The organism is Micromonospora sp. MA102 (assembly GCF_025460765.1).
Classification (GTDB): Bacteria; Actinomycetota; Actinomycetes; order Mycobacteriales; family Micromonosporaceae; genus Micromonospora; species Micromonospora halotolerans.
In genome coordinates, this window is record NZ_JAMWEG010000002.1 from 97,145 (window position 1) to 122,910 (window position 25,766).

Consider the following 25,766-nt stretch of genomic DNA (forward strand, 5'->3'; position numbering starts at 1 on the left):
CGATCAAGGTGGTGACCTGCTCGGGCGGTCCGGGGGTGTAACCATCGGCGGTGGGGAAGCGATTCCCTCGACCCTGACCCGATGTCCCGGGGGATGTAACGACCGGGGTCCGGGGGTGATTCCCTGGCTGACCGGCTCGGACCGGTGATGCGCGGTCCGGGGGATGTAACGACCGGGGCCGCGAGGTCATTCCCTCCGGCGCGACCGGCTCGGACCTGCGCGGTCCGGGGGAATGTAACGACCGGTGGGGGCGGTCATTCCGACCGGCGGTCGCCGTCGCCCGGGGGCGGGGTGCTGCGCGGTCTGCCATGTACAACGACCCCACCCCCGCCATGATTCCGCCGTGACGGTGGCGCCGACCACCCGACGGCGCCGGTCGAAACCGGACATCCGGGGCCTCGAGCGCTCCATCACGAATCAGACATCCACCCCAGGCCGCCACCGACCACCCACGCGGGCGCCACTGGACGCTGTCCGCCGGGCAGTGACTGACCGGCCTGGTTGGTCAGGCGTCGATCGTTGACGCACCCTCCGGGTGCGTTTGTTGTCGCCAGAGGCGCAACAACCGCACCCAGACCCGACGCCTCCGCCGGTGATCATGAAGTTGGCCGGCCCGAAACGGACGAATCAACCAGTCAACCTCATGATCACCGACGCGCCCCACCACCCGGCGGCGCTGGCGCCCGGCGCCGCTCGGCGTTGAGCGGAAGGTTCGGGCGCGCCCCCTGTCGGCCGCGGGAGGGCGGGTTCAGTGGGTGTCGGCGGTGGTGTCGCGGGTCGGTTGGGTGGGGATGGCGGCCGGCGTGGGCCACGGGACGTCGGGGGACGGGTGGAAGGTGATGCCGGCGGCGGCCCAGCGCGGGCCGTGGGCGGCGAGCCGCTCGCGGAACCCGGCCCAGTCGTGCGTCGAGCGGGGCGACCAGCCGAGTTCGGCGACGGCGGGCAGGCGCGGGAAGAGCATGAACTCGACCTCGGCCAGGGTGGTGACCGACTCCGTCCAGAGCGGCGCCTCGACGCCCAGCACCGCCGCGGCCGGTACGCCGGTGAGGTGCGTCCCCGGATCCCAGTCGTACGCGCGGCGCACGTCGATGAGGCCCGCCCAGTCGTGCCCGATCGGGGTGTCGGCGGCGTACTTCATGTCCAGGTAGACGCGGTTGCCGGGGGAGAGGATGAGGCGGGCGCCCCGGCGTACCGCCTCGGCGGTCTCGGGGTCGTCGCCGTTGGTGCCCCACCACTGGAGCACCCGCCCGTCGACGTGCCCGGCCGGGGCGAGCTGGTGCCAGCCGACCACGGTCTTCCCGGTCGCCGCGACCAGGGTCTGCGCCCGCTTGATGAAGGCGCGGTAGGTGTCGGCCGGCACTTTGAACGCCTCGTCGCCGCCCAGGTGCAGCCACGGGCCGGGGGTCAGGGCGGCCACCTCGCCGACCACGTCGGCGACGAAGGCGTACGTCCGCTCGTCGGCGGGGTCGACGTAGCTGAAGCCGACCTCGGTGCCGGTGTACGGCGGGGGCGCGATCTTGCCGGGTGTCAGCTCCGGGTAGGCGATGAGGGCCGCGTTGGTGTGCCCCGGCAGGTCGATCTCCGGCACGACGGTGACGTGGCGGCGGGCCGCGTACGCGACGATGCGCCGGTAGTCGGCCTGCGTGTAGTAGCCGCCGGGGCCGCCGCCCACCTCGGTGGCGCCGCCGACCTCGGCGAGCCGGGGCCAGGAGTCGACGGCGATCCGCCAGCCCTGGTCGTCGGTGAGGTGCAGGTGCAGGTGGTTGAGCTTGTACCGGGCCAGGTGGTCGACGACCCGCAGCACGTCCTCGACGGGGAAGAAGTGGCGGGCCACGTCGAGCATCGCCCCGCGGTAGGGGAAGCGCGGCCGGTCGACGATGCTGCCGCCGGGCACCGTCCAGCGCTCGGTGACGGGGCTGGTGCTGTCGATGGAGGCCGGCAGGAGCTGCCGCAGCGTCTGCGCGCCGTGGAACAGCCCGGCCGCGGTGGCCGCGGTGATCCGCACGCCGGCGGGGGTCACGCGCAGGCGGTAGCCCTCGTCACCGAACCCGTCGAGCGAACCAGCAGCGTCGACCGGGCCGGCGGCGTCGACCGGGTCGGCCGCGGCGACCGCGTCAGCCGGCTCGGTGAGGGGCGCCTCCGACAGGGTCAGCACGAGCGGGCCCTCGGCCGGGAGCGAGCCGTCGGCGATCGGCAGCGCGAAGCCGGTGGCGGGGCGCAGCCATTCGGCGAGTTGCTCGGCGACGTCCCGGCCGGCCGGGCTGACCCGGATCGCCGCCCCGGCGGACAGCGTGAAGTCCGCCGCCGGGTCGGGGAGCACCTGTTCCGGGGCGGGCACCACGTCGCCGAGGCGGACCGGCGCGGGCGGGGCGAGCAGGTCGCCGGCTCGCCGGGCGGCGGTGCGGGCCAGCTCGGCGGCGGCCGGCTGCTGGGCGGGGAGGCGGTCGAGCGGCTCGGCACCGCTCTCGGCGGGGGTGGTGGGGATGGTCGGCACGGCGACGACTCCGGGGTGTATTTGGCCGGGATATGGCAAAGGTCAGGTTCAGCAAAACCAGTGCCGTCAAGAGTACGAGGGGAATCGGAATTGCGTGATAGTGCGCGTGGAAGCGTTCCCAAAAACCGGTACGGACGCGGATAGTGGTGACCGTTGTGCCAATAGTCACCGAACGGTCCCAGGCCGCCCGAAGTTCGCTTAACCTTCGCGCACCGATCGCTGACGACGCCGGGATTACCGGTGGTCGCTCCCGGGGTATGTCCGAACTGAACCTTCGTTAAGTGTCAATGGCGCGCGTGGGAGGCTCTGGTGGCAGCGCAAGAGACGGTCGAGCACAAGTACGTCTACGACTTCGCCGAGGGCAACAAGGACCTCAAGGACCTGCTCGGCGGCAAGGGGGCCAACCTGGCCGAGATGACCAATCTCGGCCTGCCGGTCCCGCCCGGCTTCACCATCACCACCGAGGCCTGCAAGGCGTACCTGACGACCGGCCGGGAGCCGGACGGGCTGGCCGCCCAGATCGAGGCGCACCTGGAGTCGCTGGAGCGGGAGATGGGCCGCAAGCTCGGCGACCCGCAGGACCCGCTGCTGGTGTCGGTCCGCTCGGGCGCCAAGTTCTCGATGCCCGGCATGATGGAGACGGTCCTCAACGTCGGCCTCAATGACCGCAGCGTCGTCGGGCTGAGCGCGCAGGCCGGAGGGAACGACCGCTTCGCCTGGGACTCCTACCGCCGCCTCATCCAGATGTTCGGCAAGACCGTCTGCGAGGTGCCGGGCGAGGAGTTCGAGCACGCGCTCGACGACGCGAAGCGCGCCAAGGGCACCACGAACGACCTCGACCTGGACGCCGACGACCTGCGCGGGCTGGTCGACGCGTACAAGAAGATCTTCGCGAAGCACACCGGGCGGGAGTTCCCGCAGGAGCCGCGCGAGCAGCTCGACCTGGCCATCCGCGCAGTCTTCGAGTCGTGGAACGCCGAGCGCGCGGTGGTCTACCGCCGGCAGGAGCGCATCCCGGCCGACCTGGGCACCGCGGTCAACGTGGTGGCCATGGTCTTCGGCAACCTCGGCGCCGACTCCGGCACGGGCGTGGCCTTCACCCGTGACCCGGGCAGCGGCGCGCAGGGCATCTACGGCGACTACCTGGCCAACGCCCAGGGCGAGGACGTGGTGGCCGGCATCCGCAACACCGTGCCGTTGCAGGAGCTGGAGCGGATCGACAAGAAGTCCTACGACGAGCTGCTCGACTACATGGCGCGGCTCGAGGAGCACTACAAGGACCTCTGCGACATCGAGTTCACCATCGAGCGCGGCAAGCTCTGGATGCTGCAGACCCGGGTCGGCAAGCGCACCGCCGCCGCCGCGTTCGTCATCGCCGGGCAGCTCGTCGACGAGGGCCTCATCGACCTGGACGAGGCGCTGCACCGCGTCAACGGCGCCCAGCTCGCCCAGCTCATGTTCCCCCGGTTCCGGCTCGACCACGAGTTCGAGCCGGTGGCCAAGGGCATCGGGGCCTCGCCGGGCGCCGCTTCCGGCAAGGTGGTCTTCACCTCCGCGCGTGCCGTCGAGCTGGCCGCCGAGGGGGAGTCGGTGATCCTGGTCCGCCGGGAGACCAACCCCGATGACCTGAACGGCATGATCGCCGCCAAGGGCATCCTCACCTCGCGGGGCGGCAAGACCAGCCACGCCGCGGTGGTGGCGCGGGGCATGGGCAAGACCTGCGTCTCCGGCGCCGACGAGCTGGACGTCAACGTGCCGGCGAAGAAGTTCATCGTGGCCGGGCAGACCGTGAACGAGGGTGACATCGTCTCGATCGACGGCACCACCGGCAAGGTCTACCTCGGCGAGGTCCCGGTCATGCCGTCCGAGGTGGTGCAGTACTTCGAGGGCAGCCTCGACCCGGAGCACATCGACAACCCGCTGGTCCGCGCCGTACACCGGATCATGACGCACGCCGACGCCACGCGGCGGCTGCTGGTCCGGACGAACGCCGACACCGGGGCGGACGCGGCCCGGGCGCGGCGGTTCGGCGCCGAGGGCATCGGCCTGTGCCGCACCGAGCACATGTTCCTCGGCGACCGCCGGGAGCTGGTCGAGCGGCTGATCCTGGCCCGCACCGACGACGAACGGGAGTCCGCGCTGGCCGCGCTGCTGCCGTTGCAGCGGGAGGATTTCATCGAGATCTTCCGCGAGATGGACGGCCTGCCGGTCACCGTGCGGCTCATCGACCCGCCGCTGCACGAGTTCCTGCCCCCGCTGGAGCAGCTCGCGGTCAACGTCGCGGTCGCCCAGGAGCGCGGCGAGGACGTGGCCAAGGAGGAGGCGCTGCTCGCCGCCGTCCGGCGGATGCACGAGGAGAACCCCATGCTGGGCCTGCGCGGCGTCCGGCTCGGCCTGGTCATCCCCGGTCTCTTCGCGATGCAGGTCCGCGCCATCGTCGAGGCGGCGGTCGCCTGCGCCCAGCGCGGCGGCGACCCCCGGCCGGAGATCATGGTCCCGCTGGTCGGCGCGGTGCAGGAGCTGGAGACGGTACGCGCGGAGGCCGAGCGGATCATCGAGGAGGTTACCCGGGAGAAGGCCGTCGAGGTGCTGATCGGCACCATGATCGAGGTGCCCCGGGCGGCGCTGACCGCCGGGCAGATCGCCGAGGCGGCGCAGTTCTTCTCCTTCGGCACCAACGACCTGACCCAGATGGCCTGGGGCTTCTCCCGCGACGACGTCGAGGGCGCGTTCTTCTGGCGCTACCTGGAGCTGGGCATCTTCGGCATCTCGCCGTTCGAGTCGATCGACCGGGAGGGCGTCGGCCGGCTGGTCCGGATCGCCGCCGAGGAGGGCCGGGCGGCCCGTCCGGGGCTGAAGCTCGGCGTCTGCGGCGAGCACGGCGGCGACCCCGACTCGGTGCATTTCTTCCACGAGGTCGGCCTCGACTACGTCTCCTGCTCGCCGTTCCGGGTGCCGGTCGCCCGGTTGGAGGCCGGCCGCGCGGCCATCAGCACCACCGGTTCGGACTCCCGCTGACCGTGTGACGCCTCCGGGGCCACCGGCGCTGAGGTCGGTGGCCCCGCTCGCGTCCGGGCGCGCCTTTCCGGCCCGCCGGGCGTAACCTGGGCTCCCGCGCACGTGTCGATCAGGAAGGTGACCGCATGACCAGCGTCTGGGAGAACCTGACGGTCGACGCCCAGGATCCGTCCCGGCTCGCCCACTGGTGGGCGGAGGCGCTCGGCTACCAGGTGATCAGCGACAAGCCGGACGAGGTGGAGATCCGCCGGACCGCCGACACGCTGCCCGGCATCGTCTTCGTCCCGGTCAGCGGTCCCAAGGAGGGCAAGAACCGGCTGCACATCGACCTGCGCCCGGCCGACCTGGAGGCCGAGGTGGAGCGCCTGGTCGACATGGGCGCCCGGCACGTCGACATCGGGCAGGGCGAGGTGGAGTGGACCGTGCTCGCCGATCCCGAGGGCAACGAGTTCTGCGTGTTGCGGCAGCGGGGATGACGGTTGACCGCGGGTCCCGGGCCTGACGACGCGGCGCGCCTGGTCACCGAGGCGCCCAAGGACACCGGGTACGGGCGGTCGCCGTACGAGCGGGACCGGGCCCGGGTGCTGCACTCGGCGGCGTTCCGCCGGCTCGCCGCGAAGACCCAGGTGCACACCGCGGGCACCGACGACTTCCTGCGTACCCGGCTGACCCACTCGCTCGAGGTGGCGCAGATCGCCCGGGAGATGGGCGCCCGGCTGGGCTGTGACCCGGACGTGGTGGACACCGCCGGGCTGGCGCACGACCTCGGTCACCCGCCCTTCGGGCACAACGGCGAGGACGCCTTGAACACGCTCGCGGCCGACTGCGGCGGCTTCGAGGGCAACGCCCAGACCCTGCGGGTGCTCACCCGGCTGGAGGCCAAGGTGCTGGCCTCCGACGGCGGCTCCGCCGGGCTGAACCTGACCCGCGCCTCGCTCGACGCGGTCGCCAAGTACCCCTGGGAGCGCCGGCCCGGCCGGCGCAAGTTCGGGGTGTACGCCGACGACCGCCCCGTCTTCGCCTGGCTGCGCGAGGGTGCCCCGCCGGGCGACCGGCGCTGCCTGGAGGCGCAGGTGATGGACTGGGCCGACGACGTGGCGTACTCGGTGCACGACGTCGAGGACGGCATCCACGGCGGCTACGTCACCCTGCGCCCGCTGCTGGTGGACGCCGACGAGCGGCGGGCGCTCTGCGCCGACGTGGCGGCCGAGTACTCCGGGGAGGCCCCCGAGGACCTGGGCGAGGTGCTGGCCGAGCTGCTCGCCGAGCCGGTGCTCGCGCCGCTCGCCGCGTACGACGGCAGCCACCGGGCCCTCGCGGCCCTGAAGACCACCACCAGCGTGCTCACCGGCCGTTTCGTGTCGACCGTGGTGGCCGCCACGCAGGAGCGCCACGGCCCCGGCCCGCACCGCCGGTACGCCGCCGACCTCGTGGTGCCCCGCCGCATCCGGGCCCAGTGCGCGCTGCTCAAGGGCATCGCCCTGCGCTACGTGATGCGCCGCCCCGGGATCGGCCCCCGGTACGCGCAGCAGCGGGAGATCCTGGCCGACCTGGTCGCCGCCCTGCTCGACCGGGCCCCGGACGCGCTCGACCCGGTCTTCGCGCCGCTCTGGCGGGCCGCCCCGAACGACGCGGCCCGGCTGCGCGTGGTGGTCGACCAGGTGGCCTCGCTCACCGATCCGGCCGCCCTGGCCTGGCACGGCCGCCTGGTGGCGGGGCGCTGACCGCCCCTGCCGGGGTCGGCAGCCGGACAGCCCGGTGGGAGGGATCGGCGACTTAGGTTAGCCTAAGCAGCATGACGGAGCAGCGCCCGAAGAAGCTCACCGCCGCCACGGTCGTCCGGACCGAGCGGCCCACCCCGCACCTGATCCGCCTCGTGCTCGGCGGTGCGGAGCTGGCCGGCCTGCCGGTGGGCGCCTACACCGACCACTACGTGAAGTTCGTCTTCCCGCCGGCCGGGGTGCGCTACCCGCACCCGACCGACCTGGCCACCATCAAGCGCGAGTTCCCGGCCGAGCAGTGGCCGCGGCTGCGGGCGTACACGGTGCGGGCCTGGGACGCGGCGGCCGGCGAGCTGACCGTGGACGTGGTGTACCACGGCGACGAGGGGCTGGCCGGGCCGTGGGCGGCCGGGCTGCGCCCCGGCGACTCGGTGCTGTTCACCGGCCCCGGCGGCGCGTACGCGCCGGACCCGGCGGCCGACTGGCACCTGCTGGCCGGGGACGAGAGCGCCCTGCCGGCGATCGCCGCCGCCCTGGAGCGGCTGCCCGACGGCGCGCCCGCCAAGGTCTACGTCGAGGTGGATGGCCCCGCCGACGAGCTGCGCCTGGCCAGCGCGGGCGCGGTCGAGCTGCGCTGGCTGCACCGCGCCGACCGGCCGGTGGGCGAGCCGCTGGTCGAGGCGCTCCGGGCGCTGGACTTCCCGCCCGGCCGGGTGCACGCCTTCGTGCACGGCGAGGCCACCACGGTGAAGGAGCTGCGCCGGTTGCTGCGGGTCGAGCGGGGCGTGCCCCGGAGCGACCTGTCGATCTCGGGCTACTGGCGGCGCGGCATGGACGACGAGGGCTGGCGCTCCACCAAGGCCATCTGGAACGCCCAGGTCGAGGCCGAGGAGTCGGCGGTGGTCGCCGCCTGACCGGTCACGCCCCCCGCACCGCCAGCCGGTAGAGCTCGGGGAGCAGCCACGGGGCGATCCACCGCTGCACGCCCTCCGGCGTGAAGTGCAGCCCGTCGCTGCGCACCCGGACCCCGCCGGCGTCCCAGGTGAACCGGCCGTCCGGGCAGGCCCGCCGGTTGAGGTCGAGCACGCTGGCGTGGTGCCGGTCCGCCGCCGCGCGCAGCAGCCGGTTCCAGGCGTCCACCCGGGCCGGGTCGTCCTCCGGCCAGAGGCCGCCGTCCGGCCGTTCCGCCCGCCGGGTGTACGGCGCGGTCAGCAGGGTCACGTGCGCGCCCCGGCTGGCCGCGATGCCCACGGCCCGGTCCAGCTCGCCGCTGAGGTACCGGTCGAACGCCGGTTCGCCGACGTGCTGCCAGCGCCCGTCGAGCCTGCGGTCCATCAGCTCCCAGCGGTCGAGCAGGATGACCGCCACGTCCGGGTCGTCGGCGCGTACGCCCCGCTGCCAGCGGTCGTCCCAGTGCTCGCAGCCGGGGTAGTTCGGGTGCGGCTCGCCGATGTAGCGCACCTCGGGGAGCCGGGCGATGCCGCAGCCCTGCACGGCCCGCACGCTGACCGCGAACTTCTCCTGCTCGGGCAGGTAGGTGCCGAGCGACCAGGAGACGGAGTCGCCGAGGAAGGCGATCCGGGGCGGTCCGGGCCGCCGTCCCGGGCGGCGTGCCGGGGGCACCGTGGTGGGGGAGCCGGCGGTCGGGGGCGCGGCGTCGAGGGCGATCGCCGGTTTCGGCGGCGGAGCGGGTGGCACGGTGCCGAGCACCGCGACGGCGGCCACGCCGGCCACCGCCGTACCGGCCAGCGCGGGCGCCGGCCGGGGCAGCCGCCGGGCCCGCCGGATCGGGCGCTCCACCAGCAGGTACGACCCGCCGGCGGCGGCCAGTGTCACCGCGCACCGGGCGGCGAGCAGGGCGAGCCCGGCCAGCCCGGTGCGCTCGGCGGTGAGCCACTGGAACAGGGGCCAGTGCCAGAGGTAGACGCCGTAGGAGATCCGGCCGAGCCAGACCAGCGGCGGCAGGGCGAGCAGCCGCGCGGTGGGGGAGGCGGGGCTCACCACCGCGTGGGCGACGACCGCCGACACCGCGAGGGCGGCCGCGGTCAGGCCGCCCCGGTAGAGCCAGGCGTCGCCGCCGTCGGCGGTGGCCCAGCACCAGCCGGTGAGGGCGGCCCCGGCCAGTGCCAGCCCGCCGAGGACCGGGTGGCGTGCCGGCCGGCCGGTCACCGCCTCGCGCCGCTGCGCCAGCAGCGCGGCGAGCGCGGCGCCGACCAGGAGGGCGACCGCCCGGGTGTCGGTGCCGTAGTAGACGCGGTCCGGGGCGCCGGGAGTGAACAGCGCCGCGGCGGCGAGCGCCGAGCCGGCCGCGCCCAGCAGGACGACCGGGAGCACGGCGGCGGGCCGGCGGCCGGGCACGGTCGCACCCCGCCTGGCCGCCCAGGCCAGCAGCGCGATCAGCAGCAGCGGCCAGAGCAGGTAGAACTGCTCCTCGATGCCGAGCGACCAGGTGTGCTGCAGCGGGGACGCGGTGCCGGTGGCGGCGAAGTAGTCCCCCTCCCGGTTCGCCATCCGCCAGTTGGCGACGTACCCGAGCGCGGCCAGCTCGTCCCAGCGCAGCGCGCCGAGTTCGGTGCCCGGCAGCAGCTTCCGGGAGACCAGCAGCACGACGAGGAGCACGAGCAGCAACGCGGGCAGCAGCCGGCGCACCCGCCGGCCCCAGAACGCGACCAGGTCGACGCGGCCGGTGTCGCGATGCTCGGCCAGCAGCAGCGACGTGATCAGGAACCCGGACAGCACGAAGAAGGCGTCCACGCCGAGGAAGCCGCCCGGGAGGGCGGCGACCCCGCCGTGGAACGCGAGGACGGCCGCGACCGCGAGCGCCCGGACCCCGTCCAGGGCCGGCTGGTACGGAATGCTGGCCCTGCGCGTACCCGACATGGCCGGGTTGTCCCCATCGGCGGCCGCCTTACACCCGGAAGCGGGTGTACCCCGGGTTGTAGTAGGAGTGCTACATTTCGCGGTATGACTGCGGTCGAACTGTCGGGGGCTGCCACGGCTCCCCACGCGCCCGTCGCGGACCTGGTCCTCGACGTCCGCGACCTGCGCATGCGGTACGGCACCGTCGACGTGCTGCACGGGGTCGACCTCACCGCCCGGCGGGGTGAGGTGCTCGCCCTGCTCGGGCCCAACGGGGCCGGCAAGACCACCACCATCGAGATCCTGGAGGGCTTCCGGCTGCGCTCGGCCGGGTCGGTCCGCGTGCTCGGCGTCGACCCGGGCCGGGGTGACGAGCGCTGGCGCGCCCGGCTGGGTGTGGTGCTCCAGTCCTGGCGCGACCACGGCAAGTGGCGGGTCCGGGACCTGCTGGCCCACCTCGGTGACTTCTACGCGCCGTACGCCACCGACCGGATCGCCCGCCCCTGGCCGACCGACGAGCTGCTGGACACGGTCGGCCTGACCCCGCACGCCGGCAAGCGGGTGCACCAGCTCTCCGGCGGCCAGCGCCGCCGCCTCGACGTGGCGGTCGGCATCGTGGGCCGCCCCGAGCTGCTGTTCCTGGACGAGCCGACGGTCGGCTTCGACCCGGCGGCCCGGCGGGAGTTCCACGAGCTGGTGCACCGCCTGGCCGACCTGGACGAGACGACCATCCTGCTCACCACGCACGACCTGGACGAGGCGGAGAAGCTGGCCGACCGCATCCTCATCCTGGCCGGCGGCCGGATCATCGCCGACGGTTCGCCGGACGAGCTGTCCCGCCGGGTCGCCGGTGACGCGGAGATCCGCTGGACCCGCGACGGCGAGCGCTACGTGCACGCCACGGCCGACGCCACCGGCTTCCTGCGCGACCTGCTGCGCGAGCACGGTGACCGGGTGCAGGAGCTGGAGGTCCGCCGGGCCAGCCTGGAGGACGCCTACATCACGCTGGTCCACGAGGAGGAGACCGGGCAGCGGGCCGGCCGGGCCGCCCGCGTCTGGCAGCAGGGGAGCGAGCGATGAACCCGACCGCCACGGCCGTCCGGGCCGGTGTCCGGCGCGGCGTGATCGAGCTGCGCAACACCTTCACCAACGGGCAGGACCTCTGGAACTACTTCTTCCCGACGGTCATCCTGCTGGTCGCCATGTTCTTCATGCGCGGCGCCACGGTGCCGGGCACCGACTTCTCCCTGGGCGCGCGGGCGCTGCCCAGCACGGTCGGCATGGGCCTGATCTTCGGCGGGCTGCTCGGCCTGTCCCAGCAGCTCATCGTCGACCGGGAGGACGGCACGCTGCTGCGCGCCAAGGCGACGCCGAACGGCATGCTCGGCTACCTCATCGGCAAGATCGTGCTGATCTCGTCGGTGTCGCTGATCGGTCTGGTGCTCCAGCTCACGCCGGGGCTGTTCTTCCTCGACGGGATCCGGCTCGGCGACCCGGGCGCCTGGGCCACCCTGGCCTGGGTGGTGCCGTTCGGGCTGATCGCGACGCTGCCACTGGGCGCGGTGATCGGCTCGCTGATCGAGAATCCCCGCAACATGGGCCTCGTGGTGCTGCCGATCTTCGGTCTCATCGCGCTCTCCGGCATCTTCTACCCGATCAACGGCCTGCCCGGCTGGCTCCAGGGCGTCGCCCAGGTCTTCCCGGTCTACTGGCTAGGGTTGGGCATGCGCTCGGCGCTGCTGCCCGACAGCATGGCCGCGGTCGAGCTCGGCGGTTCCTGGCGCCACCTGGAGACCCTCGGGGTGCTCGGGGCGTGGGCGGTGCTCGGGCTGGTGCTGGCCCCCGTGGTGCTGCGGCGGATGGCCCGGCGCGAGTCCGGCTCCCGGGTGGCGGCCCGTCGCGAGCGGGCCATGCAGCGGGTCGGATGAGAGGGCGCCCATGAGCGAGGTCGTGCACAACCGGATCGCCGTGCTGCGTGCCGAACGGGGAATCTCCCGGCGGCAGCTCGCCGACGCGCTGGGCGTGCACTACCAGACGGTCGGCTACCTGGAGCGGGGCGAGTTCCGGCCCAGCCTGCACCTGGCGCTGCGGATCGCCGCCTACTTCGAGGTGCCGGTCGAGGTGGTCTTCTCCATCGAACCGTTCCCGCGGATCGGCGACGCCGCCGCCGGGGCCGGCCGCTCCGCGTGACCGCCGGCGCCCGCTCGGCGCGCTGCGGCGAGCCGAGCGGCGCGCCGGATGCCGCCCGCTCAGTCGGGAGTGGTGAGCGCCATCCCCTGGTCCGGCCGTTCCCTGCCCAGCACGGCGGTGAACAGCACGGCGTACACGGCGATCGCCGCGCTCAGCAACACCAGCACCAGGAACGGCGAGGAGACGGCCAGGGCGATCGCCCAGACCGAGGCGATGCCGTACCCGGCGCCCAGCGCGGCGGGGCGCGAGACCCGGATCGCCAGCCAGTACAGGCCTAGCCCGCAGACGAGCCAGAGGGTGGCCGAACCGGCCAGCAGCAGGCGTACCTCCTTGGTCAGGACGATGTCGCCGTGGACCGCCCGGACCGTCTGCCCGAGCGCCCACCCGAGCAGCAGCAGGCCGCCGCTGAGCAGGTAGTGCAGGTAGGTGTAGGGCTGACCGCCGCGTAGCCGGTGGATCGGGATGCCGCCACCGATGTAGGTGGCGTAGATCCACCAGATCGCCGCCGGCACGACGGAGGCCAGCGCCGCGGTGAGGACCATCGTCCGGTCCGGGTGGTCCGGCACCGTGGCGAGCAGATTGGCCATGGTGCTGCCGAGCACGATGATGACGAACTGGCCGACGCGCTCCGGCAGGTGCCGGACGTCCACCGGCCACCGGCTCAGCCAGCGGTAGCCGACCCACGGCGTGGCGAGCTCGACCACCGTCCCGGTGATCCAGAACACCGGCCGCAGGTGCGCGGGGACGGCCAGTGAGGCCAGCCAGATCAGCCAGCCGAGCCCGAATCCGATCAGGTAGACGAGGGTGCCCGCCCGGGCCACCCCGGGGGGCGGGCGGCCCCGGAGGTAGAGCAGGAGCAGCATGCCGCGGACGATCAGGTAGCCGATCGGCAGCATCGGGCCGCCGGGCACCTCGTCCACACCGAGGGTGATCGCCCCGGCGCCGAGCAGCGAGAGCAGCATCAGGAACCGGTGTGGCAGGTCGTCCGCCTCGTACCGGGTGGCGTAGTAGACGTGCCCCACCCAGGCCCACTGCACCACGAGGAAGAGCCCGAAGGCGGCGAGCAGGCTGCGCGGCCGAGGGCTCGGGTCCTCGCCTAGCCGGTTCACCACCTCCGCCAGGGCGAAGACGAAGATCACGTCGAAGAAGAGCTCGAACCAGGTCGCGTGCCGGTGGCCGGCCTCGTCGGCGACCGTCACCGGCCGACGTACGCCCAGCCTGCTGGTCAACCGGTCCCACCATGCTCCGCGGCCCTGTCGCCCCCGCATCTGCTCATGATCGCCGCACCGGCGCGGCAGCGGGGGCGGAAACGGCTGGGTTGGTCGCGATCCGGCTCACCCGGCGTGCCCCCGGGCGCGGATCGTCGGTCCGGCAGGGCAGGATGTACGCCGAGGAGGTGGCGGAGATGGCGGGGCGGATCCGGGACGAGGACATCGCGCTGGTCCGCGAGCGCACCTCCATCGCCGAGGTCATCTCCGACACGGTGACGCTCAAGCCGGCCGGCGGCGGCAACCTCAAGGGGCTCTGCCCGTTCCACGACGAGAAGAGCCCGTCGTTCAACGTCTCGCCGGCCCGCAACGTCTGGTACTGCTTCGGCTGCGGCGCCGGCGGGGACGCGATCAAGTTCCTGATGGACGCCGAGCACCTGAGCTTCGTCGAGTCCGTCGAGCGGCTCGCCGACCGCGCCGGCATCCAGCTGCGCTACGTCGAGGACGACCGCTCGGCCCCGCGCGCCCGCCCCCAGCAGGGGCAGCGGCAGCGTCTGGTGGCCGCGCACGCGGCCGCCGTCGAGTTCTACCGCGGCCAGCTCACCACGGCCGGCGCGCGGGCGGCGCGGGAGTTCCTCGCCCAGCGGGGCTTCGACCGGGCCGCCGCCGAGCGCTACGGCTGCGGCTTCGCCCCCGACGCGTGGGACCTGCTCACCAAGCACCTGCGCCAGCAGGGCTTCACCCACGACGAGCTGGTCACGGCGGGGCTGTCCCGCCCGTCCCGCTCGGGCAGCCTGATCGACCGGTTCCGGCGCCGGCTGCTCTGGCCGATCCGCGACCTCACCGGCGACGTGATCGGCTTCGGCGCCCGCAAGCTCTTCGACGACGACGACGGCCCGAAATACCTGAACACCCCCGAGACGCCGATCTACAAGAAGTCGCACGTCCTCTACGGCATCGACCTGGCCAAGCGGGAGATCGCCAAGCAGGGCAAGGTGGTGGTGGTCGAGGGCTACACCGACGTGATGGCCTGCCACCTGGCCGGCGTGCCCACCGCCGTGGCGACCTGCGGCACCGCGTTCGGCGCCGACCACATCGGGGTGCTGCGCCGGCTGCTCATGGACACCGACGCGGTGGCCGGCGAGATCATCTTCACCTTCGACGGGGACGCCGCCGGCCAGAAGGCCGCCCTGCGCGCCTTCGAGGACGACCAGCGCTTCGTCGGGCGTACCTTCATCGCGGTCAGCCCCGACAACATGGACCCGTGCGAGCTGCGCCTGGCCAAGGGCGACCTGGCAGTCCGCGACCTGGTCGCCCGCCGCGAGCCGCTTGTCGACTTCGCGCTCCGCCACATGATCAACCGGTACGACCTGGACACCGTCGACGGCCGGGTGGAGGCGATGCGGCGGGCCGCCCCGCTGGTCGCCAAGATCAAGGACCGGGAGAAGCGCCCCGAGTACGTGCGCAAGCTCGCCGGCGATCTCGGCATGGAGATCGAGCCGGTGCAGCGTGCCGTGCTGGCGGCCGCCAACGGTCAGCCCGCCGGCACGGTGGCGGCACCCGCCCGCCCCGCCCCGGCCGCGCCCAGCGTGGACAGTCCGCAGTCGATGGTCGAGCGGGAGGCGCTGAAGCTGGCCCTCCAGGAGCCGGTGCTGGCCGGGCCGATGTTCGACGCGGTCGAGGCGGCCGCATACCGGCACCCGGTGCACGCCGCTCTCCGCGCCGCCATCGCCGCGGCCGGCGGGGCGGCGACGGCCACCGGCGGCGCGGTCTGGATCGAGCAGGTCCGCGACGCCTGCGACGACCTGGCCGGCCAGGCGCTCGTCGGGGAGTTGGCCGTGGAGCCGCTGCGCATCGACGGCGAGCCCGACCCCCGGTACGTCTCGATCACCATGGCCCGCCTCCAGTTCGGCTCGGTGACCGGGCGGATCAAGGACCTGAAGTCGAAGATCCAGCGGATCAACCCGGTGAGCAACAAGGACGAGTACTTCGCCCTCTTCGGGGAGCTGCTCTCGCTGGAACAGCACGCGCGGGCGCTGCGCGAGCAGGCCGCCGGAGGGCTGTGATGGGACTCTTCAACCGCAAGCCCAAGCTGCCGCCCGCCGATCGCCCGCCGCTGCGCGGCGACGAGCGGGTGCTCGCCTGGGCCGCCGTGGGCAACGGCGAGGGCGACGGCGTCGTGGTGGCCAGCAACCTCGGGCTGTGGCTGCCCGGCCGCGGGGAGCGGATCGGCTGGCACGACATCCTCAAGGCGGTCTGGTCCGGCCGGGAACTCACCGTCACCCCCGCCGACCGGGTAACCGAGCGGGATGGCTACCTCGTGGTGGCCGACTGCCCGGCCGAGACCTACCTGCTGCTCGACCCGGGCGAGCTGCCCCACCAGGTGCGGGCCCGGGTCACCCGCTCGGTCGCGTACACGGCCCACCATCCGGTGCCCGGCGGCGCCGGCCGCGTCGCCGCCCGCCGCGTGCCCGGCGTGGACGGGCTGACCTGGACGGTGCGCTACGACCCGGGCACGCCCACCGACGACGAGGCGGTGACCGCCGAGACGGACCGGCTGGTCGCCGCCGCCCGGGCCGCCACCGCCCCCGCGAACCTCTGAGCTGTGCTTGAGCGCGGCCGGTGCTCAGCGTCGGTCGCCCCGCTTGTGCTTGGTGCGGATCCTGAACCCGGCACCTCCGTGGCCGGGCGCACCAGGACGAGGCCGGCGCCGCGGCCTGCCGGGAGGGAACCAGCGCTGGAGCGGGATGCGGGACAGCAGCAGCGGAACCGCCACGACCAGGATCGCGAACCCGGCGACGCCCAGCCCGCCTTGGATGCGGCCCCGGTGTCCGCTGAGCTGGTCGAAGTCGGTGACGAAGTCATCCGGGTCGGCCGGGTTCACCCAGATCGGCACCTCCTCGCCGATCGACCGGCACACCTCGACGCAGCCGACCTCCTGCTCGTACGTCCGGCCGGCCAGGTCGTACCGGAGATACATGGTGGTCGACGAGCTGGTCCGGTTGCCGCCGCGCTTCGTGACCTGGTCGTAGACGAGCGCACGCGCCGGCACTCCGGTCTCCCGCAGTTCGGCCCCCCAGTCGTCGAGCGCGTACTGGGTGTGGAACGGCAGCCACAGCAGCGCGCCGCCGGCCATCACCAGCAACACGCAGCCGAGAGTCGCCAGGGCCGACGAGTGGCGCGCCATGATCACGGGATCAGCATGCCGGGAGGACGCAACTCCGCGCGGAGGTGCCGCCGTCAGCCGCTGCGATACCAGCGGGCCGCGCCCGGGTGCAGCGGGATCGGCTCGGTGGCGGCGGCGCTGTCCCGGGTGAAGTTCGCCGCCTCCGGGTGAACCCTGATCAGCTCGCCCTGCCAGGTGAAGAGCACCCGGGTCAGGTCGTACGCGAGCTGGTCCGGCATGTCCGCCGCCACCAGGATCACGTTCGCCACCGTGATGGTCGGGATGGCCGCCGGGGTGCCGTAGACGTCCTTGGGCAGGATGGCCGTCGTGTAGACCGAGCCGAAGCGGGCCGACAGCGGTTCGATCAGCTCGGTGAGGGGGAGCAGCCGGAACGCCCCGGCCGCGCTGGAGAGCAGGTCCTTGACGCCCGGTGTGGGCAGGCCGCCGGAGAAGAACATCGCGTCCAGGCTGCCGGCCCGCATCCGCTGCACCGTCTCCGGCAGCGACAGGTTGAGCCGCTGGATGTCGCGGGCCGGGTCGATCCCGCCGGCGGTGAGCAGCCGGCCGGCGATGATGTCGGTGCCGGACTTCGGCGAGCCGGTGGAGATCCGCTTGCCGCGCAGGTCGGCGAAGCTGTCGATCTTCCCGTCGGCGCGGACGATCAGGTGGGTGTAGTTGCTGTAGACCCGGGCCAGCGCGCGTACCGGCTGCGGCTGGCCCTCGAAGCCGCCCCGGCCGCTGACCGCGTCGGCGGCCGTGTCGGCCAGGCTGAACGCGATCTCCATGTCGCCGCCGGCCAGCCGGGTGATGTTCTCCACCGAGGCGCCGGTCGGCTCGGCCCGCGCCTCGTACCCGGGCAGGTGCCGGCTGATCAGGTCGGCGTAGCCGCCGCCGAGCTGGTAGTAGACGCCGGTGGTGTTGCCGGTGGCCAGGAAGATCCGGCCGTCGTGCCAGGCCCTCGGCTCGGCGTCCGTCCCGCCGCAGCCCGCCACCAGGGCGGCCAGCAGGAGGGCGGCGACCAGCCGCAGCGGGCGGCCGGTCACCGGCGGGCCGCCGGTTCCAGCGCCTCCGCCACCCGCTGGACCAGCGTCGCCGTCTCGTAGCCGATCTGGCCCAGGTCGCAGCCGGGCGCGGCGAGCACCCCGAGCAGCGCGCGCTCGCCGACCGCCATCACGAGCAGCACCCCGCCGTCCATGTCGACGATCTGCTGGCGTACCCGGCCGGCGGACATCAGCCGGGCCGCGCCCACGGTCAGGCTGGCCAACCCGCTGATCACCGCGGCGAGCTGGTCCACCTGGTCGGGTGCGAGGTCGGGGGACGCGGCCAGCCGCAGGCCGTCCTCGGACACCGCGAGGGCGTGGGACACGTCCGGCACCTGCTCGGCGAAGTTCGCCAGCAGCCAGTCGAGCCCGGCGGTCACGGGTGGGGTCATGGATTTCTCCCGGTGGGTGTGGTGTTCGGGGCACGGCGCATCGCGCTGGCCACCCCCTCGGCGAGGGCGGACAGGCGGGCGCGTACCACCTCGGGGTCGAGCAGGTCGTCCGCGGGCCGGGGCGGCGGGGCGGTGGCGGGCAGCGCCGCGGGGAGCTGCCCGCCCCGGGCCCGGCGCGGCAGGCCGGCGCCGGTGGTTCCCGCGGTCGCCGGGGAACTCGCCGGCCGGATCCGGGCGGCGCTCGGCGCCAGCAGGGCGGCGCCCGGTGGGCGTACGGCGGCGACGCCCCGGACCGGGCCGGCGGGCAGCGGCGGTCCGGCGGCGACCGGCCCGGCGACGGCCGGCACGGGGGCGGTGGCGACCAGGTCGCGGGCGCCGGTGGCCGGCCGTAGCGCGGCCGGGCCGGCGGCGCGGGGCCGGAACCAGGGCGCCGGGCGGCCGGTCGGTTGGCCGCGCTCGGCGGCCGGCAGCCGGGTCACCGACTCGACCCGGGTGAGCACCGACTCGGGCACGTCCACCTGGGCGACCGTGCCGCTGGCCGGGCGGTACAGCTGCACCCGGATCCCGTGCCGGGCGGCCAGGTGGGCCACCACGTGCAGGCCCATGCTGCCGGCCGCGGCGCTGGACAGCGTGGCCGGCGCGGCGAGCCGCTCGTTGATGGTGGACAGCCGGGTCTCGCTGATGCCGATGCCCTGGTCGTGCACCCGCAGCGTGAGCCCGTCCACGGTGCGCCGCCCGTCGACGAGCACCCGGGCGTCCGGTGGCGAGTAGACGGTGGCGTTCTCCAGCAGTTCGGCCAGCAGGTGCACCAGGTTGCCGGCCGCCGCGCCGTGCACGGCGGCGGTCGGCACCTCGATCTCCACCCGCGGGTAGTCCTCGATCTCGGAGGCGGCCGCCCGGACCACGTCGTCCAGGAGCAGCGCGCCCTCGTGCCCCCGGCCTGGTTCGCCACCGGCCAGGACCAGCAGGTTCTCCCCGTTGCGGCGCAGCCGGGCGGCCAGGTGGTCCAGGGCGAACAGCCGGGCCAGCGCGTCCGGGTCGGTCTCCTCGCGTTCGAACTCGTCGAGCAGGCGCAGCTGGCGGGTGATCAGCGTGCGGATCCGGCGGGCCAGCGCCTCGGCCATCCGGGTCACGTCCAGCCGCAGCTCGGCCTGCTCACCGGCGAGCCGCAGGGCGGCCTTGTTCACCGTGTCGAACGCCTCGGCCACCTGGGCCACCTCGTCCCGGCCCCGGCGGATCCCGTCGGTCAGCCGGGTCGCCGTGCCCGCGCCCGGTGCGCCCTCGCCCGCCGCGATCGCGGTGATCCGGTCCGGCAGCTCGCGGTTGGCCATGGTGAGCGCCGCGACCCGCAGCCGGCGCAGCCGCCGGCTGGTCCGGACCGCCAGCAGCACGGCGGTGAGCAGCGAGCCGAGCGCCACGGTGCTGGTCGCCCCGGCGGTGAGCAGGGCCCGCTGCCGGGCGGTCCGGGCCAGCGCGGCGGCGTCCCGGTCCAGCCCGTCGGACAGCTCCCGGCCGAGCAGGTTGTAGCGGCGGATGGTGCCACTCTGCGCCACGTACCAGGCGTCGCCGTCGGTCTTCAGCGACTCCGGCCTGCCGTCGCTGTCCAGCACACCGTCGCGCATCCGCCGGGCCGTCTCCACGTCGGCGCCGCCGACCAGCCGGTACCAGGCGGAGTTGGCGGGGCCGGCGGCGATCCGGAGGAACTCGGCCTGGCGCTGCTCCCGGGCGCCCCGCAGCCGGCCGAGCCCGGCCAGCTCGCCCCGGACCAGCGCGCCCCGCACGAACACCCCGCGCAGCAGGTCGCGTTCCAGCGCCGAGAGGTGCTCCTGGGCGGCCACCGCGGCCACCTCGCGTGCCTCGTTGGCCAGTGCGGCGTCGCGGAGCTGGGCGGGCAGCGCGTCGGCGACGGCGAGCAGGGACTCGACGAGCGAGGCGTACGCCGGGTCGGCCCGGTCCCCGCCCAGCGCCAGGTCCCGCGTCGGCGCGAGCTGGCCGAGCCGCCCGTCCGCGTCGTTGAGCACCGGGGCGAGGTCCGGTGCGGCCCGGTGGGCGTCGCCGCTCGCGGCGCGGTAGCGGGTGACCGCCGCGTCCACCCGGTGCCGCTGCGCGTCGACCAGCGGCCGGCCGGCGGCGCCGCCGCGCTGGCGCAGCGCCGCCGTCTCGCCCAGTTCGCGTTCCAGCTCGTGCACCAGCCGCACGGTGGCGGTGGCGGTGCCGGCGAGTACGCGGGCCCGGTCGGCGTCGGCGGAGGAGTCCAGCGCGGCGCCGGTCTGGGCGGCGCCCAGCACCACCAGGCCGACCGTGGCCACCAGGATCGGCGCGAGCAGTTGGACCCGGACGGAGCGGAGGTGCCCGGTGCGGTCCACGGGCCGGTGGTGCCGGCGTACGCGGGCGGGGTGGGGCAGCGGCACGGGGGTCTCCCGGGTCGTTGGTCGGGTGGCCGGGCCCGGACGGAGGCGTCCGGGCCCGGCTCGTCGGGGTCAGCTCGCGCCGAGGTCCTTGAGCGCCCAATCCGCCCCGCGGTGCAGCCCCACCGGGTCGGTCTTGCGGGCCTTGGCCAGGTCGATGCCCTTGGCGGCCGGGTTGGCCTGGGCCAGGGCGTCCTTCTTCTCGAAGACCGTCTTCGTGATCACGCAGGCCACGTCGGCGTCGAGGTTGTCGCGGACCAGCAGCACGTTGGGCACCACGATGGTGGGCACGTCGGCGCCCGTCCGGTAGATGTCCTTGCCGATGGTGCCGGCCTGGTACGCCGGGTTCAGCTCGGCCATCTTCGGCAGCAGCGGGCTGATGTCGAGGAACTTCACCTTGTCGCCGGCCGTGGTGAACAGGTCGGTGACCCCGCCCGTGGGCACGCCGCCGGACCAGAAGAAGCCGTCGATGCTGCCGTCCTTCATCCCGTCGACGGTCTTGGTCAGGTCGAGCCGCTGCGCCTGGACGTCCTTGGCCGGGTCCAGCCCGGCGGCGGTGAGCAGCCGGTTGGCGATGACCTCGGTGCCGGACTTGGGCGACCCGGTGGAGATCTTCTTGCCCTTCATCCCGGCCACCGAGGTGATCCCGGAGTCGGCCCGGACGACCACCTGCGTGTAGTTGTCGTAGATCCGGGCCAATGCCTTGACCGGCTGCGGGGAGCTGAAGCTGTCCTTGCCCTGCACCGCGTTGACCGCGGTGTCGAAGAGGGAGAACGCCACGTCGTACTGGCCGGCCACGAGCTGTTCCACGTTCTGCACCGAGGCGCCGGTCTCGGCGGCGGTGCCGGTGAGCTTGCCGCCGGTGGCCGCCGAGAGCTGGCCGGCCAGCGCGTTGCCGACCACGTAGTAGACGCCCGTGGCGTTGCCGGTGGCGATGCCGACCCGGGTGTCCTTGGTGACCTTGCAGGTGATCTCACGGGCGGCGTCGTCCTTCGCCGCGCCGTCCTGACGGCCCCCGCATCCGGCGGCGCCGGCCGCGACCAGGGCCAGCGCCCCGACGCCCGCGGCGATCCGCACGTCGATCCGTCTCACTCTTTCTCCTCCCGGTGGTCCACCAATTCAGGGACCGACGGGCCGCCGGCGCGACCGGCGGAGCCACGTCGGACGAGCACGCCCGCGACGGCCAGCGCGGCGAGCACCGCACCGACCGCGACGGGCAGGGGTTCCAGCCAGAGCAGCACCAGCCCGGCGACCGCGCCCAGGAGCCGCTCCGGCGTGCCGGCCGGGCCGACGCCGGGCAGCCAGCCGCCCGCCGCCACGGCCAGCACGGTGACGCCGAGCGCCGAGACCACCGCGGCCACCGCGATCCGCCCGACACCGCCGATGCCGAGCAGGCCGAGGCCGGTCGGCGTGATCACGAAGGCGATCGGGATGAGGTACGCGGGCAGCGCGTACCGCAGGGTCTGCCACATGGTCGGCACCAGCCGGCCGCCGGTGACCGCGGCGGCGGCGACCGCGGCGAGCGCGGTGGGTGGGGAGACCTCGGACAGCACCGCGAAGTAGAAGACGAACATGGCCGCGGCGGGGGCGGCGACGCCGAGGTGCAGCAACGCCGGGCCGATGATCACCCAGCCGATCACGAAGGAGGCGGTGACCGGCACGGCCAGCCCGAGCAGGCTGAGCGCGACGGCGGCGAGCAGCGCCGTGAGGGCGAGCACCACGGCGGGCTCGGAGCTGACCGTCTGCGCCCCGCTGACCAGCAGCGCGGCGGCCTGCGGGCCGAGGCCGGTCTTGGTGGTGGTGGCGGTGATGATGCCGGCCGCGGCGCAGACCGCGCTCACCGCGAGCACCCCGCGTACACCGCCGCTGAGCGCCTGGACGAGGCGGGCGGGGGTGAGCCGGTGCCGGCGGTCCAGGAAGGAGAGCGCGGCGGCCAGCACGGTGGCGATCACCACGGCCCGGGTCGCCGAGGCGCCCATCGCGAGCACCACGATGATCACGAGCAGCGAGAGGAAGTGGTAGCCGAAGCGGAGCAGCAGCCGCCCGGCCGAGCCGGTGTCGATGACCACCGGCCGGACCCCGGAGCGCCGGGCGTCGATCTCGACGGAGAGCAGGATGCCCAGGTAGTAGAGGATCGTCGGCACGGTGGCCCAGCCGAGCACCTGGAGGTACGACACCCCCAGGTACTCGGCGATGATGAACGCCGCGGCGCCCAGCGTGGGCGGGGAGAGGATCGCGCCGACGCCCGCGGCGGCCAGCATGCCGCCGGCCCGCTCGGGCGGGTAGCCGGCGCGGCGCAGGATCGGCCAGGTCACCGCCCCGATGCTGACCGTGGTGGCGGCGCCCGAGCCGGAGACCGTGCCGAGCAGGAAGCCGGAGGCGACGGCTGTGCGCCCGGCGGCGGTGCGGGAGCGGCGGAACGCGGCGGCGGAGAGCTCGACGAAGAACCGGCCGGCCCCGGAGAGGTCCAGCACCGCGCCGTAGATGGTGAACAGCACGATGTACGAGGCGGCCACGTCGAGCGGGGTGCCGTAGAAGCCGCTGTCGGAGTTGTAGAACGCGTCGACGAGCTGGGCGAAGTCGAGCCCGGCGTGGGCCACCGGCCAGGACTGCGGCAGCAGCCCGCCGTAGTAGCCGTAGGCGAGGAACAGCAGGCAGACGGCCGGGAGGATCCAGCCCGTGGTGCGCCGGCACGCCTCCAGCAGCAGGAGCAGCAGCACGGTGCCCAGCACCACGTCCAGCGGCACGAGCAGGCCCTGCCGGTCGAGGAACGCGTCGTAGCCGCCACCGCCCGCGCCGAGGGTCACCGGCAGCACGGGGTAGAGGCAGGCCAGCAGCGCGACGGCGGCGAGCAGCCAGTCGGCCGGGCGGGGGCCGCGCCGCTCGGCCGGCTCGTCGCCGGCCGGCCGGCGGCGCAGCCGCACCCCGGAGGGGTACGCCAGGAACACCATCGGCAGCACGCCGGCGAGGAAAATGATGAGGTAGTACTTGCTGCCCTGCGGAAGCGGGAAGAACACCTGCCACAGCGCGAGCAGGGCGACGGCGAGGGTGCCGCCGGTGAACAGCAGCGCGACCGGTCCGGTCAGCACCCGCCCCGGTTTCTCGTCCTCGAAACGGGCCGCCAGTTCCCGGGTGTCGTGGTGCGTTTCCGCCGGCCCGTCGTCGGCCCACACCGGATCGGCGACCGCGCCGTCATCGGGTCGGAGCGGCACCGGAGCGGTGTCCACGTCGGACGCCGTGGATTGCGCCGCAGGGGGCCGGGGCGGCGGAAGATTCGCGTCGGAGGAGCGAACGGGCGACACGATGGGGCACGATACGCGAATCGCCTACACCATGGGAACATTGCCCGCCGTGATTGCTTTGAGTGATCGGAATGAAGGCTTGCTCACTCACCGCATGCCGATTCTGAGCGGCCTTCACAATTGTCGCGGGAAAGCCGCAACAATTTTCCGGCATTCCGCGGGAAGGGCCAGCGATCCGTCCACTATGGTGAGTTTGATCCGGATCTGTGGTCGCCGGCCGGATGATCACCTTCCGTAGCGGGCGTCACCCCCCGTGTCGGTCCGCCCCGCGTCCCCGCGTTAACCGGTCGAGCCTGTCGGACCCGGCGGTTAGGGTCGGCCGGTGACCAGCGCGCAACCACTCATCCAGGCGCGGGGGCTGGTGAAGCGGTTCGGTGACTTCACCGCCGTCGACGGCATCGACGTCGAGGTGCGCCCCGGCGAGGCGTTCGGCTTCCTCGGGCCCAACGGCGCCGGCAAGTCCTCCACCATGCGCATGATCGGCTGCATCTCGCCGCCCTCCGGCGGGGAGCTGCGCATCCTCGGCATGGACCCGGTCCGCGACGGCCCGGCGATCCGGGCCCGGCTGGGGGTCTGCCCGCAGCTCGACAGCCTCGACCCCGAGCTCACCGTCCGGGAGAACCTGACGACCTACGCGCGCTACTTCGGCATCCCGCGCCGCACGGCCCGCGAGCGGGCCGCCGAGCTGCTCGACTTCGTCCAGCTCACCGAGCGGGCCGAGAGCAAGGTGGAGCCGCTCTCGGGCGGCATGAAGCGGCGGCTGACCATCGCCCGCGCGCTGGTCAACAACCCCGAGATCGTGCTGCTCGACGAGCCCACCACCGGTCTCGACCCGCAGGCCCGGCACCTGGTGTGGGAGCGGCTGTTCCGGCTCAAGCAGCAGGGCGTCACGCTGGTCCTCACCACCCACTACATGGACGAGGCCGAGCAGCTCTGCGACCGGCTGGTGGTGATGGACGGCGGCCGCATCGTCGCCGAGGGCTCGCCCCGGGCGCTGATCGCGCGGCACTCCACCCGCGAGGTGGTCGAGCTGCGCTTCGCCGCCGAGTCGCAGGAGGCGTTCGCCGGCAAGCTCGGCGGGCTGGGGGAGCGGGTCGAGGTGCTGCCCGACCGCATCCTGCTCTACGTGCCCGACGGCGACGCGGCGCTGGCCGAGGTGACCGCGCGCGGCCTCGTCCCGGCCAGCGTCCTGGTCCGGCGCAGCAGCCTGGAGGACGTCTTCCTCCACCTCACCGGCCGCACCTTGATCGACTAAGGTGGCGGGTCCCGGTCCACCACCTCGGACGGCCGGGTGGTTGACGGGGGTGTCCGACATGGTGGGTCTGCCGCGGCGTCAGGCCGGGCTCACGGCGCTCTACCTCGGCGTGTTCGCCGCGGTCTGGTTCAGCGTCCCGAAGGCCGATCCGCCCCTGCGGTCGGTGCTGGTGGTGGGCTGCGTCGCCGCGCTGCTGGCCGCGGCCACCGGCGCCGTGCTCGTGGTGCGGGCCGGGCGCCGGCCGGCCGGCGAGCGCGACCGGTCCGCCGACCGCCGCTACGGACTCATCGTCGTCGCCGAGTTCGCCGTCGCCCTGGTCGGTGGCCTGCTCCTGGCCGCCGCCGGGCTCGGCGGCTACGTCCCGGTGCTGATCGGCGCCGTGGTCGGCGTCCACTTCGTGCCACTGGCCCCCGTGCTGCGGGACCGGCTGCTCGTGCCGCTCGGGGTGGCCGTCACGCTGGTCGCGCTCGCGGGCCTGGTCGTCGACCTCGTCTCGGCGGTCGCGGCCGGCCTGGTCGTCGGCACCGGCACGGGCGCCCTGCTGCTGGCCTACGCGGTGCTCGCCCTGTTCCGCGCCCGCCGGGTCGCCTGACCGCCGGCCGGAACCGGATCGTCGCCGGAGGCGCACCAGCGCGGAAGGCGGGTCGTTTGTCCGGCAGGGCCGCGGGTAACCGCGGGTCCAGCCGACCGGACGACTGGGCAGAGGCAGGGCG

Annotated in this window: 20 protein-coding genes; 11 read left to right on the forward strand and 9 right to left on the reverse strand. The window is 74.1% G+C overall.

Translation table 11 applies throughout. The features are described from left to right. Positions 1 to 748: 748 nt before the first annotated feature. A complete protein-coding gene (locus tag NFX44_RS03835) occupies positions 749 to 2,494 on the reverse strand; it encodes a beta-N-acetylhexosaminidase (protein WP_262282087.1) in 1,746 nt (581 codons plus the stop codon). A gap of 309 nt (positions 2,495 to 2,803) precedes the next feature. On the opposite strand from NFX44_RS03835, the gene ppdK reads away from it, so the two are divergent. The 4 genes from ppdK (at position 2,804) to NFX44_RS03855 (ending at position 8,147) form a co-directional block, all read left to right on the forward strand. Then, positions 2,804 to 5,512, forward strand: a complete 2,709-nt coding sequence (gene ppdK / locus NFX44_RS03840) for a pyruvate, phosphate dikinase (protein ID WP_262282088.1) — start codon at positions 2,804 to 2,806, stop codon at positions 5,510 to 5,512. A 125-nt stretch (positions 5,513 to 5,637) separates the two neighbouring features. Further along, positions 5,638 to 5,988 (forward strand): VOC family protein, encoded by a 351-nt coding sequence (locus tag NFX44_RS03845; protein ID WP_262282089.1) that lies wholly within the window; start codon positions 5,638 to 5,640, stop codon positions 5,986 to 5,988. A gap of 3 nt (positions 5,989 to 5,991) precedes the next feature. Next, a complete protein-coding gene (locus NFX44_RS03850; protein ID WP_262282090.1) occupies positions 5,992 to 7,236 on the forward strand; it encodes a deoxyguanosinetriphosphate triphosphohydrolase in 1,245 nt (414 codons plus the stop codon). A gap of 71 nt (positions 7,237 to 7,307) precedes the next feature. After that, positions 7,308 to 8,147 (forward strand): siderophore-interacting protein, encoded by an 840-nt coding sequence (locus NFX44_RS03855; protein ID WP_262282091.1) that lies wholly within the window; start codon positions 7,308 to 7,310, stop codon positions 8,145 to 8,147. Positions 8,148 to 8,151: 4 nt separating this feature from the next. Here the strand turns inward: NFX44_RS03855 and NFX44_RS03860 are convergent, their stop codons facing one another. Further along, complete coding sequence (locus NFX44_RS03860) at positions 8,152 to 10,113, reverse strand: acyltransferase family protein (protein ID WP_262282092.1); 1,962 nt, start codon at positions 10,111 to 10,113, stop codon at positions 8,152 to 8,154. Between the two features lie 84 nt (positions 10,114 to 10,197). On the opposite strand from NFX44_RS03860, the gene NFX44_RS03865 reads away from it, so the two are divergent. From NFX44_RS03865 to NFX44_RS03875, 3 genes are read left to right on the forward strand one after another with little or no spacing between them, the layout of a single operon-like run. Further along, a complete protein-coding gene (locus NFX44_RS03865; RefSeq protein ID WP_262282093.1) occupies positions 10,198 to 11,172 on the forward strand; it encodes an ABC transporter ATP-binding protein in 975 nt (324 codons plus the stop codon). After that, on the forward strand, positions 11,169 to 12,020 hold the full coding sequence (locus NFX44_RS03870; protein WP_262282094.1) for an ABC transporter permease: 852 nt from the start codon (positions 11,169 to 11,171) through the stop codon (positions 12,018 to 12,020). Before NFX44_RS03865 ends, NFX44_RS03870 begins: the two co-directional genes overlap by 4 nt. A 10-nt stretch (positions 12,021 to 12,030) precedes the next feature. Next, complete coding sequence (locus NFX44_RS03875) at positions 12,031 to 12,282, forward strand: helix-turn-helix transcriptional regulator (RefSeq protein ID WP_262282095.1); 252 nt, start codon at positions 12,031 to 12,033, stop codon at positions 12,280 to 12,282. A gap of 59 nt (positions 12,283 to 12,341) precedes the next feature. Here NFX44_RS03875 and NFX44_RS03880 read toward each other — a convergent pair whose 3' ends face one another. Then, positions 12,342 to 13,511 (reverse strand): low temperature requirement protein A, encoded by a 1,170-nt coding sequence (locus tag NFX44_RS03880; protein WP_262282096.1) that lies wholly within the window; start codon positions 13,509 to 13,511, stop codon positions 12,342 to 12,344. Positions 13,512 to 13,663: 152 nt separating this feature from the next. Between NFX44_RS03880 and dnaG the strand changes: the two genes are divergently transcribed. Next, positions 13,664 to 15,556: a DNA primase gene (gene dnaG / locus NFX44_RS03885; protein WP_262282097.1), complete on the forward strand. Its 1,893-nt coding sequence runs from the start codon at positions 13,664 to 13,666 to the stop codon at positions 15,554 to 15,556. Next, the gene (locus NFX44_RS03890; RefSeq protein WP_262282098.1) at positions 15,556 to 16,092 is read left to right on the forward strand and encodes a hypothetical protein; all 537 of its coding nucleotides are present in this window, start codon (positions 15,556 to 15,558) and stop codon (positions 16,090 to 16,092) included. Before dnaG ends, NFX44_RS03890 begins: the two co-directional genes overlap by 1 nt. 24 nt (positions 16,093 to 16,116) lie before the next feature. Here the strand turns inward: NFX44_RS03890 and NFX44_RS03895 are convergent, their stop codons facing one another. From NFX44_RS03895 to NFX44_RS03920, 6 genes are all read right to left on the reverse strand, one after another. Next, positions 16,117 to 16,677 (reverse strand): DUF3592 domain-containing protein, encoded by a 561-nt coding sequence (locus NFX44_RS03895; protein WP_262282575.1) that lies wholly within the window; start codon positions 16,675 to 16,677, stop codon positions 16,117 to 16,119. A gap of 53 nt (positions 16,678 to 16,730) precedes the next feature. Then, positions 16,731 to 17,699 (reverse strand): TAXI family TRAP transporter solute-binding subunit, encoded by a 969-nt coding sequence (locus NFX44_RS03900; protein ID WP_262282099.1) that lies wholly within the window; start codon positions 17,697 to 17,699, stop codon positions 16,731 to 16,733. Continuing rightward, the gene (locus tag NFX44_RS03905; RefSeq protein ID WP_262282100.1) at positions 17,696 to 18,088 is read right to left on the reverse strand and encodes a roadblock/LC7 domain-containing protein; all 393 of its coding nucleotides are present in this window, start codon (positions 18,086 to 18,088) and stop codon (positions 17,696 to 17,698) included. The genes NFX44_RS03900 and NFX44_RS03905 overlap by 4 nt, the downstream gene beginning before the upstream one ends. Further along, positions 18,085 to 20,499 carry a nitrate- and nitrite sensing domain-containing protein gene (locus NFX44_RS03910; RefSeq protein WP_262282101.1) on the reverse strand — a complete coding sequence of 805 codons (2,415 nt, stop codon included), beginning with the start codon at positions 20,497 to 20,499 and terminating at the stop codon, positions 18,085 to 18,087. The genes NFX44_RS03905 and NFX44_RS03910 overlap by 4 nt, the downstream gene beginning before the upstream one ends. A 69-nt stretch (positions 20,500 to 20,568) precedes the next feature. Then, positions 20,569 to 21,588: a TAXI family TRAP transporter solute-binding subunit gene (locus NFX44_RS03915; protein WP_262282102.1), complete on the reverse strand. Its 1,020-nt coding sequence runs from the start codon at positions 21,586 to 21,588 to the stop codon at positions 20,569 to 20,571. Beyond that, entirely contained in the window at positions 21,585 to 23,723 is a 2,139-nt protein-coding gene (locus NFX44_RS03920; protein WP_262282103.1) for a TRAP transporter fused permease subunit, read from the reverse strand. The genes NFX44_RS03915 and NFX44_RS03920 overlap by 4 nt, the downstream gene beginning before the upstream one ends. 397 nt (positions 23,724 to 24,120) lie before the next feature. On the opposite strand from NFX44_RS03920, the gene NFX44_RS03925 reads away from it, so the two are divergent. Next, positions 24,121 to 25,053 carry an ABC transporter ATP-binding protein gene (locus NFX44_RS03925; RefSeq protein ID WP_262282104.1) on the forward strand — a complete coding sequence of 311 codons (933 nt, stop codon included), beginning with the start codon at positions 24,121 to 24,123 and terminating at the stop codon, positions 25,051 to 25,053. 58 nt (positions 25,054 to 25,111) lie between these two features. Next, complete coding sequence (locus NFX44_RS03930; RefSeq protein WP_262282105.1) at positions 25,112 to 25,645, forward strand: hypothetical protein; 534 nt, start codon at positions 25,112 to 25,114, stop codon at positions 25,643 to 25,645. Positions 25,646 to 25,766: the final 121 nt, after the last annotated feature.

Coding starts and splice junctions, on each gene's coding strand:
- NFX44_RS03865 (WP_262282093.1), top strand. CDS start 10,198: ATGACTGCGGTCGAACTGTCGGGGGCTGCCACGGCTCCCCACGCGCCC.
- NFX44_RS03895 (WP_262282575.1), bottom strand. CDS start 16,677: ATGGCGCGCCACTCGTCGGCCCTGGCGACTCTCGGCTGCGTGTTGCTG.
- NFX44_RS03905 (WP_262282100.1), bottom strand. CDS start 18,088: ATGACCCCACCCGTGACCGCCGGGCTCGACTGGCTGCTGGCGAACTTC.
- dnaG (WP_262282097.1), top strand. CDS start 13,664: ATGTACGCCGAGGAGGTGGCGGAGATGGCGGGGCGGATCCGGGACGAG.
- NFX44_RS03870 (WP_262282094.1), top strand. CDS start 11,169: ATGAACCCGACCGCCACGGCCGTCCGGGCCGGTGTCCGGCGCGGCGTG.
- NFX44_RS03930 (WP_262282105.1), top strand. CDS start 25,112: ATGGTGGGTCTGCCGCGGCGTCAGGCCGGGCTCACGGCGCTCTACCTC.
- NFX44_RS03890 (WP_262282098.1), top strand. CDS start 15,556: ATGGGACTCTTCAACCGCAAGCCCAAGCTGCCGCCCGCCGATCGCCCG.
- NFX44_RS03860 (WP_262282092.1), bottom strand. CDS start 10,113: ATGTCGGGTACGCGCAGGGCCAGCATTCCGTACCAGCCGGCCCTGGAC.
- NFX44_RS03845 (WP_262282089.1), top strand. CDS start 5,638: ATGACCAGCGTCTGGGAGAACCTGACGGTCGACGCCCAGGATCCGTCC.
- NFX44_RS03855 (WP_262282091.1), top strand. CDS start 7,308: ATGACGGAGCAGCGCCCGAAGAAGCTCACCGCCGCCACGGTCGTCCGG.
- NFX44_RS03875 (WP_262282095.1), top strand. CDS start 12,031: ATGAGCGAGGTCGTGCACAACCGGATCGCCGTGCTGCGTGCCGAACGG.